Origin of the sequence: Klebsiella sp. JN_Kp121 (assembly GCF_040062145.1) — a bacterium.
In the GTDB taxonomy this organism is placed as follows: domain Bacteria; phylum Pseudomonadota; class Gammaproteobacteria; order Enterobacterales; family Enterobacteriaceae; genus Klebsiella; species Klebsiella aerogenes.
This window is the reverse complement of the sequence record NZ_JBEAHX010000026.1, coordinates 115,583-132,965: the sequence shown is the minus strand read 5'-3', so window position 1 is coordinate 132,965 and position 17,383 is coordinate 115,583. Positions and strand designations below refer to the sequence as shown.

Sequence of the window (17,383 nt, the reverse complement as noted above, 5' to 3'; positions counted from 1 at the left end):
GTCTCCCTTCAGCCTCCGCGGAAGAAATGGTGCAGGTATCGCGCTGTGTTAAAGGTTCGATACTACTTAAGCATGTTCTTGAAAAAGAATATGTCGAAGATGAGTTCCACATTTTTTATAGCCTGCAGGGGCCTGATGCCCTTAAATTTCAGTACGACAGTTCGGGTAGCGGTGTTCCCGACAGCATTAAGGATATTGCCGTTCAGCTACAGGCCGCTAAATATCTCTACTCCACGGTATTGGGATTACGCTTTCCGCTACAGCAGAAAATTTACGCACAGGCGCGGCAAATCAACATTTATGTGCTGACTTTGCCAAAAGGTAACGGCCTTGCCTTCGACCGCGTCGCTTCAGAAACGATGGGCGATGGCAGGCAGATACCTTGCGGCCTGAAGTTTGTGCTGAATGCTGCGCTAGATCCAGCCCGTAACGTCACACCGGCTCATGAGTTTTTCCATCTTTATCAATATGGTTACGCGGTGTTTAAACAACGATGGTATCTGGAAGGAATGGCGCGCTGGATGGAAAATAGTTTTAAAGCGCCAGAGAAAAATACCCGTCGTCTGGCCGTGTTACCGGCCTGTGAAAGTAACTTCTCGCGCGGCTACTCTGCGGCCAACTACTGGGCAAGCGTCGCGGCGGCGCGATTTGCCAGCGTCGCGCTGCCTGCCGCTGCTCAGCGTTTTCGCTACAGCGATGGTTCTACGGTGTTGATTGCGCAGGACGTTGCCGGGGGAGGAATGCTACAGCCTTTCTTTAATCAGCTGTCCCGCAATAGCGCTGCGCAGTCAAGACAGCTGAATGTCGCTAATACTCGTTGGTCAGAAGCTCAACAACAGGCCCCGCAGTTTAACGGCGCGATTTGTCAGGCTTTAGCTGACGCAGAGGTTGAGCATTAAGAGCGATCGTGGAAACACGCCGCCCATCGGGGCGGCGCGGAGGGCTTAGTTACGCAGACGTGGCGCCTGCAACTGCTTACGGATAGTCTGCGCCAGTTCGTCCATCGACGGCTGTTCGGGATGTTCATCGCTGGCTTCACTGCTGAGCTGCGCTTCCGCGAGGTAGGTGTGGACCGGCTGGCCGTCCTCATCTTCCATCACAACATGATACCAGGGGGCCGCGCGCAGTTCATCGTTGGCGCCGATTTCATCCGCGGCGGGCTCGTCAAGCGAATACTCTGGATCGATATCAACGATTACGCCAAGGTAGCCGAGTAGCGTATGGCGAACCTGTTGGCCGATACCGAATTTGCTGGCAATCATAGTCACCTCCCGGGAAACGCTGGCGCCCACTGTATCCATCATCTTCAAATGTTCTTGAGTCATGAGAATAACGTGTGGGCGATGTTCCGCTTTTCAAGTTACATGACGCGACAGGCAAACCCTTTCAGATACAGTCCTTCCGGGTAGGTTGCGATCACCGGGTGATCGGCAGCCTGACGGAACTGCTCTATAAATTGTACATCACGCCCGGCATCTATTGCGGCGTCGGCGATGATTTTCTGAAATAAATCGGTGGTCATCAGGCCGGAACAGGAGAAAGTCAGCAGTATGCCACCAGGGTTTAACAGCTGGATCGCCAGCATATTAATGTCTTTATAACCGCGGCAGGCGCCCATCAGTTGGCTTTTGTTTTCGACGAATTTCGGCGGATCCATGACGATAACATCGAATTTTTCCCCGTGATCGCGATATTTACGCAGCAGTTTGAACACGTCGTCGCGTACGAATTCGGCTTTCGACAGATCCAGCTTATTGAGCTCAACGTTCTGTCTGGCGACATCCAGCGCCTCTTGTGAGGTATCAACGCTGGTGACCTGGCGGCAGCCGCCCATCAGCGCAGAAACCGCGAATCCGCCGGTATAAGAGAAGCAGTTGAGGACGCGCTTATCGGCGACGTAGCGGCGGGTCGCCAGACGGCTATCGCGCTGATCGAGATAGTAGCCGGTTTTATGGCCGCCCTGAATATCTACCAGCAGCTGCATGCCGTGTTCGGTAATGGGCAGTAGCGCTGGCGGCAGTTCGCCTACCACCGGGCCTTGCGCCAGGTCCAATCCTTCTTTTTTACGCACCGCCACATCGCTGCGATCGTAGATCGAGCATTGCGGGAACAGGGTCTGCAGAGCGCTGACGATGGCCGCACGCTGATATTCCGCGCCGGCGCTCAACAGCTGCAGGACGAAGAAATCGCCAAAGCGATCGATTGTCACGCCTGGCAGGCCGTCGGATTCCCCGGCGATTAAACGATAGCTGTCAAGACCATCGCGTTCGGCCAGCCATTGACGCCAGGTTTGCGCCTGCTGCAGGCGACGCTCAAAAAAAGCATTATCGATAGCTTCATGACGATCGAAACTCCAGACGCGGGCGCGGATCTGCGAGGAGGGCGAATAGGCGCCGCGAGCAAGCCATTTCCCCTGCGAATCAACGATATCGATCGTCTCGCCGGAGCGAGCTTTACCTTCCATCCGGGCGACGGCGCCGGAGAAAATCCATGGATGGCGACGCAGCAGGGATTTCTCGCGTCCTTTGGCTAATACTAAGCGGGGGATAATGGAATCTGTCATGGAGCTACCTTTAAGCGACGGAGTGTCGGCACCGAAAAATGGCGCGTAGATTAGCATAACTGGCTGGGGCAAGCACCATTCCTGCCGCCGCCGGGCGGATGTTTTAGCGTCAGGCAAAAGTGAGTATGCTGGTGGGAATTTGCTATTCTCTGCATCAGGATAGCGCAGTTGAGGGGGTAATAATGGCGAAGGTATGCACGATGGCGTGGGTTCACGGAGTCGTCCAGGGCGTGGGATTCCGCTATTCAACGCAGCGTGAAGCGCTGCAGCTGGGGCTGACCGGTTATGCGCGAAATTTGGATGATGGTAGCGTAGAAGTGCTGGCCTGCGGGGAAGCGGAGCAGGTGGAAAAACTGATTGCCTGGCTTAAGGCCGGCGGGCCGCGTAGCGCAAGGGTCGACAGGGTGTTAACTGAGCCCCATCAACCCACCAGAGAGTGGCAAAAATTCGCTATTCTCTATTAAATGCACTTTACAGGCTTCGGCAGGCCGGCGATTTTCGTCGCCTGCTTGGCCGGCCCTTTGGGGAATAACCGGTACAGATAGCGGCTGTTGCCTTTCTCTTCACCGAATTTATTCGCCATTGCTTTGACCAGCATACGGATGGCTGGCGAAGTGTTGAACTCCAGATAAAAATCGCGCACGAAGCGCACCACTTCCCAGTGTTCGACGGACAGGCTGATCCCTTCCTGCGCGGCGATAACTTCCGCCATCGCTTCACTCCACTGAGTCGTCTCTTTCAGATAGCCTTCGCTATCGGTCTCTATTTCACTGCCTTCAAAGATAAACATGATTTTTCACATAATGCGGAAACTGCGCGCAGTGTAGCAAAAAATAAGGCCCCGCATAAGCGAGGCCTGGTGTTGCAGGAGAGAAGGTTAGTCTCTGCTAGCGAAGCCGAGGATGCTCAGCAGGCTGACGAAGATGTTGTACAGCGAAACATACAGGCTAACGGTGGCGCGAATGTAGTTGGTCTCGCCGCCGCGGATGATGTTGCTGGTTTCAAACAAAATCGCGCCGGAAGAGATAAGGATGAACACCGCGCTGATGGCCAGATGTAGAGCCGGCAGCTGCAGGAAGATGTTCGCCACCATACCAATCAGAACGACCACCACGCCCGCCATCAGCATGCCGCCGAGGAAAGACATGTCTTTGCGCGTCGTCAACACGTAAGCCGAGCAGCAGAAGAAGACCAGGGCGGTGCCGCCCAACGCCAGGCCGATCAAATCGCCCATGCCTGCGGACAGGTAAGCGTTCAGCATTGGCCCCAGAATGTAGCCGAGGAAGCCGGTAAAGGCGAAGGCCGCCAGAATACCGCTTGGCTTATTAGCCAGTTTGTAGGTCAGGAACATCAGACCATACATACCCACCAGGGTGAGGATAAGGCCCGGAGAAGGCAGCATCAGCACGGTACTGGCGGTGGCGGTGATCGCCGAAAACGCCAGCGTCAGGCTGAGCAGAAAATAGGTGTTACGCAGAACTTTGTGCGTGCTGAGCAGCGATGAACGGTCACGCGATGAGGTAATTATACGATCCATGAGACACTCTCTTATGACAGATGTAATTAGTTATGAAGCATAAGAAAAGCGAGCCGAAAGCCATAATGCTTTTACCCATCTTTACTCAGATCCCGGTGTCGGTGGGACAGCGTTTTATTCTGGTAAAACAGATTAATGCAGTATGTTTATGCGTTCAGCGGCGGAAAGCAGATCTGAATCTTATAGGTCACTGAAAAATATTGCCTTATTGCCAGTCAGCGACTAAGTGTGGAAGGGGTATCAACGAAGCATAAAGGCAAGGGAAATGAAACGACAACAATATAACCACATCACACACGCATTACTGGTTTTGGGTTTACTCGGCAGCGCGGCCACGGCAATAGCCGCCCAGGTCCCGCAGGGTACCGAACTTGCAGCAAAACAGGAGCTTGTCAGGAACAACGGTAATGAACCCGCTTCGCTCGACCCGCATAAGGTCGAAAGCGACGTCGAGTTTAATATCATTAGCGATCTGTTCGAAGGACTGGTAAGCGTTTCGCCGCAGGGCGAGATTCAGCCGCGGCTGGCGCTGAAGTGGGAGAATAAAGATAACCTCATCTGGACTTTCCATCTGCGTCCGGGGATCACCTGGTCCGATGGTTCAGCGATTACCGCGCAGGATATCGTCTGGAGCTGGCAGCGCCTGGTCACACCGACCACCGCTTCGCCGTACGCCAGCTATCCGGGCAATATGCATATTGTTAACGCCCGCGACATCTCGGAGGGGAAACAGCCGCCGGAAACTCTCGGCGTAAAAGCGCTGGACGATACCACGCTGCAGGTCACGTTAAACCAGCCTAACGCCGCCTTCCTCGCAATGCTTGCTCACCCGTCGCTGGTGCCTATTGATAAGGTGCTGGTGGAGCGTTTTGGGGATAAATGGACTAAACCGGAACATATTGTCACCAGCGGCCCTTACACGCTGTCGAAGTGGGTCGTCAACGAGCGCATCGTGGCGCAACGCAATCCTAAGTACTGGGATAATGAACATACGGTAATCAATAAAGTGACCTATCTGCCGATTACTTCCGAAGCGGCGGATGTGAATCGTTATAAAGCCGGTGAGATAGATATTGTTTATACGGTGCCGGTGAACCAGTTTGCGTTACTCAAGAAAACGATGGGCTCGCAGTTGAACGTTGCGCCACAGCTGGCGACCTACTATTACGAACTCAATACCACTAAACCGCCCTTTAATGACCCCCGAGTGCGCCGGGCGCTCAACATGGGACTGGATAAAGATATCATCGCCGATAAAGTGATGGGGCAGGGACAACGTCCGGCATGGCTGATTAGCCAGCCCGATATCGGCGGCGTCACGCTGAAACAACCGGATTACGCCAGCTGGCCGCGCGACAAACGCATTGCCGAGGCAAAAAAACTGCTTAACGAGGCGGGCTTTAATGAAAGCCATCCGCTGGTCTTTAATCTGCTGTATAACACCTCGGAGACGCACCAGCGCATTGCTATCGCCGCCAGTTCGATGTGGAAGAAAAATCTCGGCGTAGAGGCGAAGCTGCAGAACCAGGAGTGGAAGACCATGCTGGATACCATGCATACGCATAATTTTGATGCCGTACGTTATGCTTGGATCGCCGATTATGACGATGCGGCGTCATTCCTGAATAACTTCCGCACCGGCGACAGCGAAAACACCAGCCAGTACAGTAACCCGGCCTATGATAAGGCGCTGCATGATGCGGCGAAGGCGGCGGATACTGCCGCGCGTGGCAAATTCTATCAGCAGGCGGAGGATCTGTTGGCTGAGGATGTGCCCGCGATTCCGGTTTATCACTATGTGCGTACCCATTTAGTGAAGCCGTGGGTCGGCGGCTTCGAGCCGGATAAGCTGGGTTACTACTACACCAAAGATATGTACATCATAAAACATTGAGTCAAAGGGCGCTCTTAACGCCGAATTTCTGTGCAAACTGCCTGAAATTCAGACGAATAACACAGATTTGTTTGTTTTTAAGGCAGTTGAACAAAATGATGCTTTACAGCATCGGCAGAGGTGTTTATAGTGCGCCCCATACCGGAAGCGTGGCCGAGCGGTTGAAGGCACCGGTCTTGAAAACCGGCGACCCGAAAGGGTTCTAGAGTTCGAATCTCTACGCTTCCGCCAAATATGAAAAGGGGTTACCGAAAGGTAACCCCTTTTTGCTTTGGGCTCCTCCGGCACATCCCTGCTTCAACTTCTCTCGTCATTAATGAGTCTCCTCCTCCCAGTAGGGCGGCATCCCAATCTTTTCAACCATAAAGTCGATAAAGGCTCGGACTTTATGCGGCACTCTCCTGTTTTGCGGGTACAGCATCCAGATGGCGGTTTCGCTAGGGAACATACTAAATTCCCACTCCGGGAATACCCGTTGAATGAGCCCTTGTTCTTCTGCCTGCTGCGATAGCCAGTTCGGTAAAATCGCAATCCCGGTGTGATTGACGCAGGCATAAAGCATGGCGGCGCTATCGCTAACGCTCAGTCGGTAGTTAATCGAGATGCGCTGCCATTCATCTTCTGAACCCATCTTACGGGTATACCAACCGGCGCCATGCAGGCGAGAAAACATCACGATATTGATCTGCTGCTGGTCGGCGCCCGGCGTGGCAGAAGGGCGGTTTTCCGCAATCCACTGCGGGCTGGCCCAGGCTGAACGCGTCTGAGAAGCCAGTTTACGGGCATGAATCGAGGAGTCAGGCAAAATGCCGATGCGAATACTCAGGTCGATGCGCGCTTCAATCAGATCCTGCACTTCATCGTTAAAACTAATATCCAGCGAAATGTTGGGGTGCAGGCGAAGAAATTCATCAACAAAAGGCATCACGTGCAGACGGCCGAAGGTACTGGGTACGCTTAACCGCAGCAGGCCGGAAGGCTGTTTATCCAGTGCGGAAGTTAACTGACGGGTTTCCTCCCATTGTAATAACAGTTGTTGGGCGTGCGAGTAAAAAAATGCCCCGGTTTCGGTTAATGCTAATCCACGGGTTGAGCGGTTAAACAACGTCACCTGTAAATACTCTTCCAGCTCGGAAATATGGCGAGAGACGGTGGATACTTCAATATTTAAGGCTTTGGCGGCGGCGCTGAAACTTTTATAGTCAGCGGCGCTAACGAATGTTCTGATTGCGGATAAATGGTTCATCTGCTCTACGTCTCTTTGATGATGAATGTTTCTCAGCAACCTGTTCTGGTGTAGTCAACTACGATAGCGGTCCTGATAACTCAGCTTATCACTTTGTTTTCTCCATTATTCCCGGCAATATCTATGGATAATAATTTTAGGGCATAAAAAAGGCTCCCCTGACCGCGGGAAGCCGGAAAATTGATAGTGATATTTTATTTTGCGCTGACGCGCCAGACGGTATTACCGACATCGTCGGCAATGATTAACGCCCCTTCATTATCCTGCGCGAGTCCGACCGGCGCGCCGTACAGCTCTTTCTCATCGCGAGAGACAAAGCCGGTGATCACGCTCTGTGGTTTACCGACCGGTTTGCCGTCTTTAAAAGCGACGAAGCTGACTTTATAACCATTCAGCGGCGAACGGTCCCAACTGCCATGCTCGCTGATAAACACGCCGCCCTGATAGGTTTGCGACAACATTTTTCCGGTATAAAACAGCATTCCCAGCGGCGCAACGTGGGAGCTCAGGGCATAATCCGGTTTGATCGCTTTGGCGACCATGTCCGGGCGCGGCGGCTGTACGCGGCGGTCAACGTGCTGTCCGAAATAGCTCCACGGCCAGCCATAAAACCCGCCATCCTGCACCGAAGTTAAATAATCGGGCACCAGGTCGGCGCCGATTTCATCGCGCTCATTGGCAATAGCCCAAAGCTTGCCCGTCTGCGGTTCCCAACCGAGTCCGGTAGGATTCCTGATACCGCTGGCGAAGATACGGCTTGCGCCGGTTGCCGTATCAACCTCCAGAACCGTGGCGCGACGATATTCAATATCCAGTCCATTCTCAGTGATATTACTGTTCGAGCCGACGCCCACATACAGCTTCTTACCATCCGGGCTTGCCAGTAACGCTTTGGTCCAGTGGTGATTGACGGTGCTGGGCAGGTCAGCCAGCTCGCTCCCCGCATCGCTGATATGTGTCGCCCCCGGCTGGTAGTGATAACGCATGATGTTGCCGGTATTGGCGACGTAAAGATCATCTCCAATCAGTTGTACGCCGAAAGGCGAGTGCAGGTGTTCAAGGAAAATATGTTTCTCCCAACCGCTGGCGTTTTTACGCAATAGCGTAATGCGATTCCCGCCTTTTCCACCTTTGCCTGACTGATTTTTCACTATCCCGGCAATCAGCTGTTTCGGCGTAGTCAGCGGTTCCTCGCCAGGACCGTTGCTTTCAACGACCAGAATATCGTCGTTTGGCAGGACATAGACCATTCTGGGATGCAGGAATCCATCGGCTATTTTTTCTATTTTCAGCCCCTGGGCAACCGCCGGTTGTCCATCTCTCTTCCAGCCCACGCCGCGGGGAACCTGCATCGGCGGCATCAGGAAATCCTGGGCCTTCGGCATTACGGGATCGGGCCCTACCTGCTGATCCGGGCTGAGTTTCGCTTTCTCATCGCATCCTGACAGCGCCAGCGCTGTGGCGAGCATAACGGGCAGGGGCAGGAGTAATTTATTCATGGCGAATCCCCTTATTATTAGCCAGGCAAGTGGAGCTGATAATATTGGCGACAAGCAGACAGATAACGGTAATCGATGAATAGATTACGTTTTGCGGCGCAATCGCCCAGGCGTCGCGGCTATGAACAAAACAGTTTACCAACGCGGCAATAATAGCGATAAGGTTTAGCCAGAAATCAATTTTTGCCGCCGGGCGTCGAGGAGTAAAAAACCAGACCTGCGCCAGATTAATCAACCGCGGAATGATGGCAAAAATAAGGCCAAGGGCAATAAGCCAACTGGCGCATTTTCCCCACATCACGTTAGTGCTGTAGAGATAAATAATATCGAAGATGAGACCGGCGATAAAAAAGCCGTAAGGCACCGGATTGAGTAGATTATATATGACCATCGCAAGGCTATTACCTCGGTCATGAGAGCGTTCACTCATTGTCAATTCCTTGTCAGGGGGAATAAGGTAGGATGAAAATAATGCTGACGTTCAAGCCGGAATAATGAATACCGCTTAGCAGATAAAATTATACATATTGTTAACAATTTCAGTATGCCAATCGCGGGAAATCTGTTTTGCGCAAATGGTCATACTGGCTACGGTAAGATTGTTGCAGAAGGAAGGCGGCGGGCCAGATGCTGGCCGCGCCATCGTACGCTTAACTTTCTATTTGGGCTGCCAGCTCCCGGGCTATTTCGGCGAAAATTCGCGCCGCAGCTTTTGGTCGGGCGCCTTTGCGCTGCATTAACACCGCGGTTCTCTCAAGCGCGGCTTCTTTAAGCAATCGGGTCACCAGGCCAGTGCGCTGGGCGGCGACATTTAGCGGCAGAATGGTCACTAATTGGGTTCGCTGGATGATATCGAGGATGGCATTGATCGAGTGCATTTCAATGGTCACCTGCGGGTGAAAACCGGCTTGCTGTAAGCAGTGGTCAATTTGCAACCGGGTGGCGAAATGATGATTGAGCAGAATAAACTCCTCCGCGGCGAGCTGGCTCAAAGAAAGGGATTCTTCGCGGGCCAACGGGTGATGGTCCGCGACAACCAACGCCAGCACTTCCTGTAACAGCGGGGTGGAAACAATGTCTGGCGCGGTCCCCCCGGCAAAGGCAATACCAATATCCAGCTCATTTTCCAGCAGCAGGCCCTCCATCTTCTCCTGCGGCATCTCCTGAATATCCAGCGTGATATGCGGATAACGCGCATGAAATTCCGCCACTAATGGGACGACGAAATAGGAAGTAAAAGTGGGCGTCACGGCAATACGTAGAGAACCGCGGCTGAGGTCTGCGACATCATGAATGGCGCGTTGACCCTCATCCAGCAGTTGAAATGCCTGACGGGCATACTGCAAAAACACTTCTCCCGCGTCCGTTAGATGAATATGCCGGCCGCTACGGTCAAAAAGCTGCGCATCCAGGCTCTCTTCTAACATCCTGATTTGCTGTGAGAGCGCCGGTTGTGAAATATGCAGGGCTTCCGCCGCACGGGTAAAACCCTGATGTTCGGCGACGGCGAGGAAATATCTAACGTAGCGAATATTCACACTTACAATCCATAAGTTTTTTGGATGAGTTTGATTATAAACAAGACTTTTATTTTATGCCATGCGGCGCGTAACCTCCCTGACATTCCACAGCGAGGTAGACATTATCATGAAAGAAATCATTGACGGTTTTCTTAAATTTCAACGTGATGCATTTCCTGAGCGCGCTGAACTGTTTAAAAGTTTAGCCTCCCGGCAGAGCCCCAGTACGCTGTTTATTTCCTGTTCCGATAGCCGGATGGTTCCGGAGTTGGTCACCCAGCGAGAACCCGGCGATCTATTTGTCATCCGTAATGCCGGCAATATTGTCCCTTCATACGGTCCGGAGCCCGGCGGCGTATCGGCATCGGTGGAATATGCCGTTGCCGTTCTGAAGGTCACGGATATTGTGATTTGCGGTCACTCCGATTGCGGGGCGATGACGGCGATTGCGCAGTGTAGTTGTCTGGATCATGTCCCCGCCGTCAAGCACTGGTTGCAATATGCGGATTCGGCAAAAGTGGTGAACGATGCCCGCGAGCATCGCGATCCGCAGGCCAAAACCGCGGCGATGGTGCATGAAAATGTCATTGCCCAACTGGCGAATATTCAAACCCATCCTGCGGTACGACTGGCGCTTGATGAAGGACGTCTGTCGCTACATGGCTGGGTATATGACATTGAAACAGGGGATATTGCCGCTTATGACGGCAATGCCAGAGCTTTTATTTCGCTGGCCGGTCATCCGGATACCCGAGCGGTGCCGGTTTACGGTCAGTAATTTCATTTCACTACGATATAACGAGGTCACACCATGATTCAGTCACAAGTTAGCCGCGAAGTTCGTCTGGAGTTAGCGAATAAAATTTTGCTGATTAAAGCCAAAAAGGATCTCTCCTTTGCACAACTGGTTGAAGGCACCGGTTTATCAGAAGCCTTCGTGACGGCCGCGCTATTGGGCCAGCATCCGCTGCCTGCCGAAGTCGCGAAAATGGTAGGAGCGAAACTGGAACTTAACGACGATGATATTTTACTGCTGCAAACGATCCCCGTCAGAGGCTCCATTGAGGACCGCGTGCCGACGGATCCGACCATGTATCGCTTCTATGAAATGCTGCAGGTCTACGACACTACGCTGAAAGCGCTCATTCATGAAAAATTCGGCGACGGGATCATCAGCGCGATTAATTTTAAGCTGGATGTGAAAAAAGTCAGCGATCCGGAAGGCGGACATCGTGCGGTGATTACTTTCGATGGAAAGTATCTGCCAACGAAACCTTTCTGATGACAATTAACCGTTAACAGTACGGGCCTGAACCACGATCCAGGCCCGTTATTATCTGGCTGGCTGATAACGCATTTGCAGCGTGGCGGGCAGATAGCGCTGTAGCGGCTGTGGCGTTTTACCGTCGATCAACTGACTAATGAGATCGTAGCAGTGCCAGGCCAACTGGCGGTTATCCTGCTGGATGGTGTCGATGCGCAGCGATAGCGAATCATACAGATAGTGGTCATCGAAGCTGGCTAAATGGATCCCGGAATCCAGCAGGTTATGCTGGCTCATATAACGTAGTACCCCTTCCAGCAAGCCGCAGGCGGCAGTAAACAGCGCCTTCGGCGGCCGCCCGAGACGGGCGCACAGCGCGGCAAACATCTCATAGCCTGAGCTTGGGTGATAGTTGCCGTTGATGATCCATTCCGGGCGTAACTCAACCCCTGCCTGGGCTAATCCCTGACTAAATCCGGCCAGCCGATCGCGCGAGGGCGAGAGCCGCGGCTGCCCGCCGAGAAACCAGAACTCATCCGCGTGTTGCCCGGCGATACGGGCGATAAGTTCCGCCGTCGGCGCCAGTGAATCGGTCATCACCAGCGGCAGCGCGCTGTCGTTTGGATTACGGTCGAACAGCACCACCGGCAGCTGCTCGCTGAGCTTCAGATAGTCGGCGTCGCTATGCATGCAAGAGGCGACAATTAAACCATCGACCTGACGGGCAATCATATTATTGACCACCATGCTCTCCTGACCGGGATTCTCATCGGTGCAAGAGATAAGCAGCTGTACGCCGGCTTCGCGGCACAGGGTTTCCAGCTCGTGAGAAAACACGGCAAAACCATAGTTGGTGATCTCTGGCACAACCAGACCAATGGTATGGCTGCGGCTATCGCGCAGTGAACGGGCGTGAATACTCGGCTGGTAGTGCTGCTCGCGGGCGATAGCCAGCACCCGTTCGCGCGTCTCCTGCGCCACGCGCAGCTCTTTACCGCGACCGTTCAAGACCAGGCTGGCGGTGGCTTTAGAGACGCCAGCCAGTTCGGCGATATCTTTAATGGTAATGCGTTTAGGTTTCATCACGAGACAGGCGCCTGAAAGCAAAACGCTTATTCTACCATGCATGGCCGCAGCGGCCAGCAGCAGAATGCCCCCGGCGTCGCACCGCTGAATACCAGTTTTCCAGGATAATCCGCAAAGAAGCGGCTGCTCATCACTCCCACGCCATCGTTAATAAAGATTTCGACGCTGGAACGGTCGATGAGGATCTGCAGTTTATGCGCCGCGCCGCGCCAGTAACGGTAATCGACTGTATCGGCCACCAGGCTTCGACGGGCCAGACGTACGCCGCGGCTGTCCAGCGAAAGCTGCAGCGCGCCCGCGAAATCCAGCGTCAGCGCATCGTCTGGCGCAACCTCGAAGGCCAGTTCCATCGGCTGCAGCGCCAGCGGTTCGGTCTGCCAGCCTTGCGCCTCGCCGCGAAGCGCCGCCAGTTCGCGCACGGGATTTTGATACAGCGTGCCGTGGCGCCAGCTGAGTTCCCGCAGGCAGGTCATCTGATGGATCCAGCCGTGGGCCCGCGTAGGTTGCTGCATCTCTTCTCCGTCGGGAACCCCCATCCAGCCAACCAGCAGACGGCGACCATCCTCCGCCAGGGTGGTTTGCGGCGCATAGAATTCGAAGCCGCTATCCAGCTCTTCGATCGCGCCATGGCGCCAGGTGGCGGCGGTTTGATCGAAATGGCCCTGCATCCAGACTGCCGGATAGGTGTTCAGGAAGCGCTGTGCCTCACGCGGCAATCCCTGCGGGCAGCTCAGTAAAATATACCGATCGCCGAGCGGGAACAGATCCGGGCATTCCCACATATAGCCGGCGTCTTTCAAGCCGTTAAGTCCGCTACCGGCAATTTCGCCATGGCTATTCCACTGCATCAAATCAGTAGAGCTGAATAGCAGTACCTTGCCGCGGTCGGCCAGATCGCGCGCGCCCAGCACCATCAACCAGCGATCGCCATCGCGCCAGACTTTGGGATCGCGCACGTGGCCGCTATAGCCTGCTGGCAGCGCCAGCACCGGGCCCTGTTTGCGAAAAGTGCCGTCGGGATTTTGCGTCGCCAGACACTGCCAGGCGGTACGGCTGCCATCGTTAAATTTCACATTACCGGTGTAGCACAGCGTCAGGATGCCGTTGTTATCTACCGCGCTGCCGGAGTAACAACCGTTACGGTCGTACTCCTCCTCTGGCAGCAGGGCAATCGGTTCGTGCCGCCAGTGCAGCAGATCCGGCGAACTCCAGTGTCCCCAGCCCTTATAGCGGTGATCGCAGGCGAGGGGATTCCACTGATAAAACAGATGATAACGACCATTGAAGTGGATAAAACCGTTCGGATCGTTCAGTAGCCCGCATACCGGCGCCAGATGCCACTGCGGATAGTGCTTATCCCGCAGCGCGCGCGGCTGGTGGTTCATGACGGCCTGCAAGACCAACGGTAACAAAGAAGGCTGCGACATTATTCTGCATCCGTTTTGTATTTGAGCGTCAGCGAAACGATAAAGGCGACCACAAATGCGATAGCCAGCCCGATGAGGTAGTTAAGCAGGGAACTGGCCTGCACGATAGCCATTCCGGGGATGGCGGTCAGGCCGACGGCGGTCATATAGACGTGCATGGAGACGACCCAGACGCCGCCTGCCGCGCCGCCAATCAACGCGGCGATAAAGGGCTTAACGTAGCGCAGGTTGATGCCGAATATCGCCGCTTCAGTGATGCCCAGCATCGCCGAAAAGGCGGACGGGAGGGCAATGGCTTTCACTTTCGCATCTTTGGTTTTAAACCACACCGCCAGACAGGCGCCGCCCTGGGCAATATTAGCCATCGCCCAGATAGGCAGCAGGAAATTGACGCCGATCGACGGGTTACCGAGCAGCCCGGCTTCGATGGCATGGAAGCTGTGGTGGATACCGGTGATGACGATCACCGAATACAGTCCACCGAATAGCAGCCCTGCCAGCCAACCAGCATGAGCAATAAGCGTGCTGAGAATAAATGAGATGCCGTCGCCGAGGGCACGACCGGCCGGGCCGATTATCAGCAGGGCGATAAAACCGGAGATAATAACCGTCAGGAACGGCGTGAGGATCAGATCCAGCGCGTCGGGAATCAGGCGTCGCAGTTGCTTCTCAAGCAGGCTCATAAACCACACCGCCAGCAGCACCGGGAACACCGTCCCCTGATAACCGATCATCGCCACCTCGAGGCCGAAGAAATTCATGGTATGGAATCCCGAAGCCACTCCCCAGGCGTTGGTCAGCGCCGGGTGGGTAAGAATACCGCCGAGGGTTGCGCCAAGATAAGGGTTACCGCCGAATTCACGCGCGGCGGTAAACCCGATCAGGATTGGCAGGATAATAAAAGCGGCCGAACTACACATATCGAGGATCAGGTAGATGGCGTTGCCCGGCTCGACCCAGCCGTAGGTTTTCACCATCCCCAGCAGTCCCATCAGCAGGCCGGAGGCGACGATCGCCGGAATAATGGGCACAAAGATGTTCGACAGCAGGCGGGCGATCCGCTGGAACGGATTCAGTTTTTTCGCCGCCAGGTCTGCGGCTTCGGATTTGCTCGACTCGCTAATACCGGCCGCCTGAATAAAAGCGGCATACACTTTATTGACCACGCCGGTACCGAAGATGATTTGCATCTGGCCGGCGTTACGAAAGCAGCCTTTTACCCCCTCAACTTTACCGATGGCCTGCTGGTCGGCGAGCGCGTCATCGACCAGTACCAGACGCAAGCGGGTGGCGCAGTGCGCGGCGCTGGCGATATTTTCTTTGCCGCCGAGCAGCGGCAGCAGAGCGCGAGAAATCTGTTGAAAATCCATAGTACCCTCTACAAAGTCTGTCATCATCATGGGCTATTGGGGGCCTGGAATGCCCCTAATGGCCGCTTTGCTAATTTTGCTAAAACGTTTTAATTATTTTGCCTGCTTTCATCGTTAATACTGGCGGTTCACATCGGCCTGGTACGGTAAGGCGGTCATCGCGCCTTTGGCGGTGGTCGCCAGCGCGCCGCAGGTTTGCGCCAGCGCGACGATCGGCTCCAGCGCGGCGACATCTTCAGGGAAGCCGTGAGCGGCGAGACTGGCGAGTAGCCCGGCAACAAAGGCATCGCCGGCTCCGGTGGTATCAACGCTGACCACCGGACGGGCCGGGAAGTGAATATGCTGTTGCTGGAACAGCGCCTGCACCCCGGCTTTTCCTTGCGTGATTAACAGCAGTTTTGGCTGAAAGCGCTCGCGGAACCGCGCAATACCGCGGGCAATATCGTCGCTACCGCTGATAAAGGCCAACTCCTCTTCCGACAGTTTCACCACGTCAGCCAATGCCAGCGCCCGGTCGAGACAACGCCGTAACAGCTGGGGATCCTGCCACAGATCGCTGCGGATATTAGGGTCGAAGCTGACGCTGCCGCCGGTATGTTTAATCTGTTCCATCGCCGCGAAAGCGCTGCTCCGGCTGGGCTCGGCGCTGAGAGCGATAGAGCAGACGTGCAACCACTGGCCGGCCTCAAATGGCGGGAGATCGTCTGATTGTAAAAAAAGATCGGCGCTTGGACGGACCATAAAGGTAAAGGTGCGTTCGCCGTGTTCATCCAGCGCTACCACGACGGTTGAGGTACGTTGTGCGGGATCTAAAGAAAGATGGCTGATATCCACGTTCTCCTGGCACAGCGTCTGACGCATAAAATGGCCAAAAGGGTCGTCGCCGACCCGACCAATAAACCCGCTATTGCCGCCAAGCCGCGCGACGCCGACCGCGACGTTAGCCGGTGCGCCGCCCGGGCACTGTAATAAACGACCATCGCCCTCAGGCAGCAGATCGACGACCGCATCGCCGAGTACCCATACTTTACTGGTCATACTGATATTCCTTTTAGCTAAACTTTGTTAAACCGGTTTAGCTAATTTAAACATAACCGAAAATCCAACGGAACGAGGAAGTGATGAAAATGCGAACGGCAACGATGAAATGTGATCCAGTCGAGATATTGCACCTTTCGTGCTAGCTATTTTTTCTTTACTACAGCTTTGCAAATGAACGTGTCATTTTTCCCTACCAATAATAGGGGGGGGGGGGCCAGGACGATAGGAGCTTATTGCCGGAGAAAAAATCCTCATATACCTATTTATTAATATTCATTCGCCGTTGTTGGGTGGTTTAAAAATATATTCATGATGGTTTACGGGAGAGGGTGAGACCATTAATTACTTCTCATTTTTTATTATTTTAACGTGGTAATAAGCTCGTATCGTTAAAGGAATGTTAGAAAAGAAACTCGGGAAAAAATACCCATTTTGGGTAATGCACCAGGCGGTAAATGTTATAAAAAATTTATCCGTATCTGGCGAAGTTGAGCCACAAACAGGCGCGGAAAAATAGCGCCAGGCGTCCCGACTGGGGGTAAGTTGCGCGCATCTTGTACAATCCGTTAAGCCGAAAAAACAGGCAGCCCCAGTCTGTTGCTGTTCGATTTTTATACGTTTTCCGTAGGTGCTATCAGGGTATTAGATCTAATATCCTTGTATTACACCATGGTTATTTTTTATCGTAAAAACTAATGATTTACGTTGAATTTAACGCTCGTTCAGATTTTTATACTTCAATTTTTATAATGTTATTTTTTTGTTCTAAATGTGCCAAATAAAACTAATTGCAATGGTTGATAACACTTTTTTTAAGGTAATTCATTTACTTGTGATCGTTAAATGATCGAATATTGGTTATAAAGTGATCGAAATGAGGTGTTGTTACCGGTATTATTTTTTGTTTTTGTGATCAATGTCTCATTATATTCAAAA

17 protein-coding genes and 1 tRNA gene are annotated in these 17,383 nt (G+C 53.5%); 6 read left to right on the top strand and 12 right to left on the bottom strand.

Features of this window, described 5'->3' with window-relative positions:
- Nucleotides 1-26: 26 nt before the first annotated feature.
- A complete protein-coding gene (locus ABLU86_RS18385; protein ID WP_015367416.1) occupies nt 27-899 on the top strand; it encodes a peptidase in 873 nt (290 codons plus the stop codon).
- Between the two features lie 45 nt (nt 900-944).
- On the opposite strand, the gene hspQ is transcribed toward ABLU86_RS18385, so the two are convergent.
- Entirely contained in the window at nt 945-1,262 is a 318-nt protein-coding gene (gene hspQ / locus ABLU86_RS18380; RefSeq protein ID WP_015367415.1) for a heat shock protein HspQ, read from the bottom strand.
- Nucleotides 1,263-1,360: 98 nt separating this feature from the next.
- Nucleotides 1,361-2,563 (bottom strand): 23S rRNA (cytosine(1962)-C(5))-methyltransferase RlmI, encoded by a 1,203-nt coding sequence (gene rlmI / locus ABLU86_RS18375; RefSeq protein WP_348796265.1) that lies wholly within the window; start codon nt 2,561-2,563, stop codon nt 1,361-1,363.
- 182 nt (nt 2,564-2,745) lie between these two features.
- Here rlmI and yccX point away from each other — a divergent pair, with 182 nt between their 5' ends.
- Nucleotides 2,746-3,027, top strand: a complete 282-nt coding sequence (gene yccX, locus ABLU86_RS18370) for an acylphosphatase (RefSeq protein ID WP_015704915.1) — start codon at nt 2,746-2,748, stop codon at nt 3,025-3,027.
- On the opposite strand, the gene tusE is transcribed toward yccX, so the two are convergent.
- Together tusE and yccA are read right to left on the bottom strand one after the other, a co-directional pair.
- Nucleotides 3,024-3,353 (bottom strand): sulfurtransferase TusE, encoded by a 330-nt coding sequence (gene tusE, locus ABLU86_RS18365; RefSeq protein ID WP_015367412.1) that lies wholly within the window; start codon nt 3,351-3,353, stop codon nt 3,024-3,026. The two genes, yccX and tusE, sit on opposite strands and share 4 nt — an antisense overlap.
- An 87-nt stretch (nt 3,354-3,440) precedes the next feature.
- Nucleotides 3,441-4,100, bottom strand: coding sequence for an FtsH protease modulator YccA (gene yccA, locus ABLU86_RS18360; RefSeq protein ID WP_015704916.1), 660 nt, complete (start codon nt 4,098-4,100; stop codon nt 3,441-3,443).
- 265 nt (nt 4,101-4,365) lie between these two features.
- Between yccA and ABLU86_RS18355 the strand changes: the two genes are divergently transcribed.
- Together ABLU86_RS18355 and ABLU86_RS18350 are read left to right on the top strand one after the other, a co-directional pair.
- Nucleotides 4,366-5,994, top strand: coding sequence for an ABC transporter substrate-binding protein (locus ABLU86_RS18355; RefSeq protein ID WP_046884159.1), 1,629 nt, complete (start codon nt 4,366-4,368; stop codon nt 5,992-5,994).
- A 143-nt stretch (nt 5,995-6,137) separates the two neighbouring features.
- Nucleotides 6,138-6,225 (top strand) — tRNA-Ser (locus ABLU86_RS18350).
- Between the two features lie 82 nt (nt 6,226-6,307).
- On the opposite strand, the gene ABLU86_RS18345 is transcribed toward ABLU86_RS18350, so the two are convergent.
- The 4 genes from ABLU86_RS18345 to cynR form a co-directional block, all read right to left on the bottom strand.
- Nucleotides 6,308-7,240, bottom strand: a complete 933-nt coding sequence (locus tag ABLU86_RS18345) for a LysR family transcriptional regulator (RefSeq protein ID WP_059304512.1) — start codon at nt 7,238-7,240, stop codon at nt 6,308-6,310.
- A 194-nt stretch (nt 7,241-7,434) separates the two neighbouring features.
- Nucleotides 7,435-8,739: a sorbosone dehydrogenase family protein gene (locus ABLU86_RS18340; RefSeq protein ID WP_015367358.1), complete on the bottom strand. Its 1,305-nt coding sequence runs from the start codon at nt 8,737-8,739 to the stop codon at nt 7,435-7,437.
- Nucleotides 8,732-9,169 carry a DUF2231 domain-containing protein gene (locus ABLU86_RS18335; RefSeq protein WP_021463497.1) on the bottom strand — a complete coding sequence of 146 codons (438 nt, stop codon included), beginning with the start codon at nt 9,167-9,169 and terminating at the stop codon, nt 8,732-8,734. The genes ABLU86_RS18340 and ABLU86_RS18335 overlap by 8 nt, the downstream gene beginning before the upstream one ends.
- A gap of 220 nt (nt 9,170-9,389) precedes the next feature.
- Nucleotides 9,390-10,277: a transcriptional regulator CynR gene (cynR, locus tag ABLU86_RS18330; RefSeq protein ID WP_020079229.1), complete on the bottom strand. Its 888-nt coding sequence runs from the start codon at nt 10,275-10,277 to the stop codon at nt 9,390-9,392.
- 109 nt (nt 10,278-10,386) lie between these two features.
- On the opposite strand from cynR, the gene ABLU86_RS18325 reads away from it, so the two are divergent.
- Together ABLU86_RS18325 and cynS are read left to right on the top strand one after the other, a co-directional pair.
- The gene (locus ABLU86_RS18325; RefSeq protein ID WP_015704921.1) at nt 10,387-11,037 is read left to right on the top strand and encodes a carbonic anhydrase; all 651 of its coding nucleotides are present in this window, start codon (nt 10,387-10,389) and stop codon (nt 11,035-11,037) included.
- Between the two features lie 33 nt (nt 11,038-11,070).
- Nucleotides 11,071-11,541 carry a cyanase gene (gene cynS / locus ABLU86_RS18320; RefSeq protein ID WP_015704922.1) on the top strand — a complete coding sequence of 157 codons (471 nt, stop codon included), beginning with the start codon at nt 11,071-11,073 and terminating at the stop codon, nt 11,539-11,541.
- 51 nt (nt 11,542-11,592) lie between these two features.
- Here cynS and ABLU86_RS18315 read toward each other — a convergent pair whose 3' ends face one another.
- The 4 genes from ABLU86_RS18315 to ABLU86_RS18300 all read right to left on the bottom strand — a co-directional run bounded on the left by ABLU86_RS18315 (nt 11,593) and on the right by ABLU86_RS18300 (nt 16,444).
- Entirely contained in the window at nt 11,593-12,606 is a 1,014-nt protein-coding gene (locus tag ABLU86_RS18315) for a LacI family DNA-binding transcriptional regulator (protein WP_045386433.1), read from the bottom strand.
- A 29-nt stretch (nt 12,607-12,635) separates the two neighbouring features.
- The gene (locus tag ABLU86_RS18310; RefSeq protein WP_015704924.1) at nt 12,636-14,036 is read right to left on the bottom strand and encodes a sucrose-6-phosphate hydrolase; all 1,401 of its coding nucleotides are present in this window, start codon (nt 14,034-14,036) and stop codon (nt 12,636-12,638) included.
- On the bottom strand, nt 14,036-15,406 hold the full coding sequence (locus tag ABLU86_RS18305) for a sucrose-specific PTS transporter subunit IIBC (protein ID WP_015704925.1): 1,371 nt from the start codon (nt 15,404-15,406) through the stop codon (nt 14,036-14,038). The genes ABLU86_RS18310 and ABLU86_RS18305 overlap by 1 nt, the downstream gene beginning before the upstream one ends.
- A 114-nt stretch (nt 15,407-15,520) precedes the next feature.
- Nucleotides 15,521-16,444 carry an aminoimidazole riboside kinase gene (locus ABLU86_RS18300; protein WP_015704926.1) on the bottom strand — a complete coding sequence of 308 codons (924 nt, stop codon included), beginning with the start codon at nt 16,442-16,444 and terminating at the stop codon, nt 15,521-15,523.
- Nucleotides 16,445-17,383: the final 939 nt, after the last annotated feature.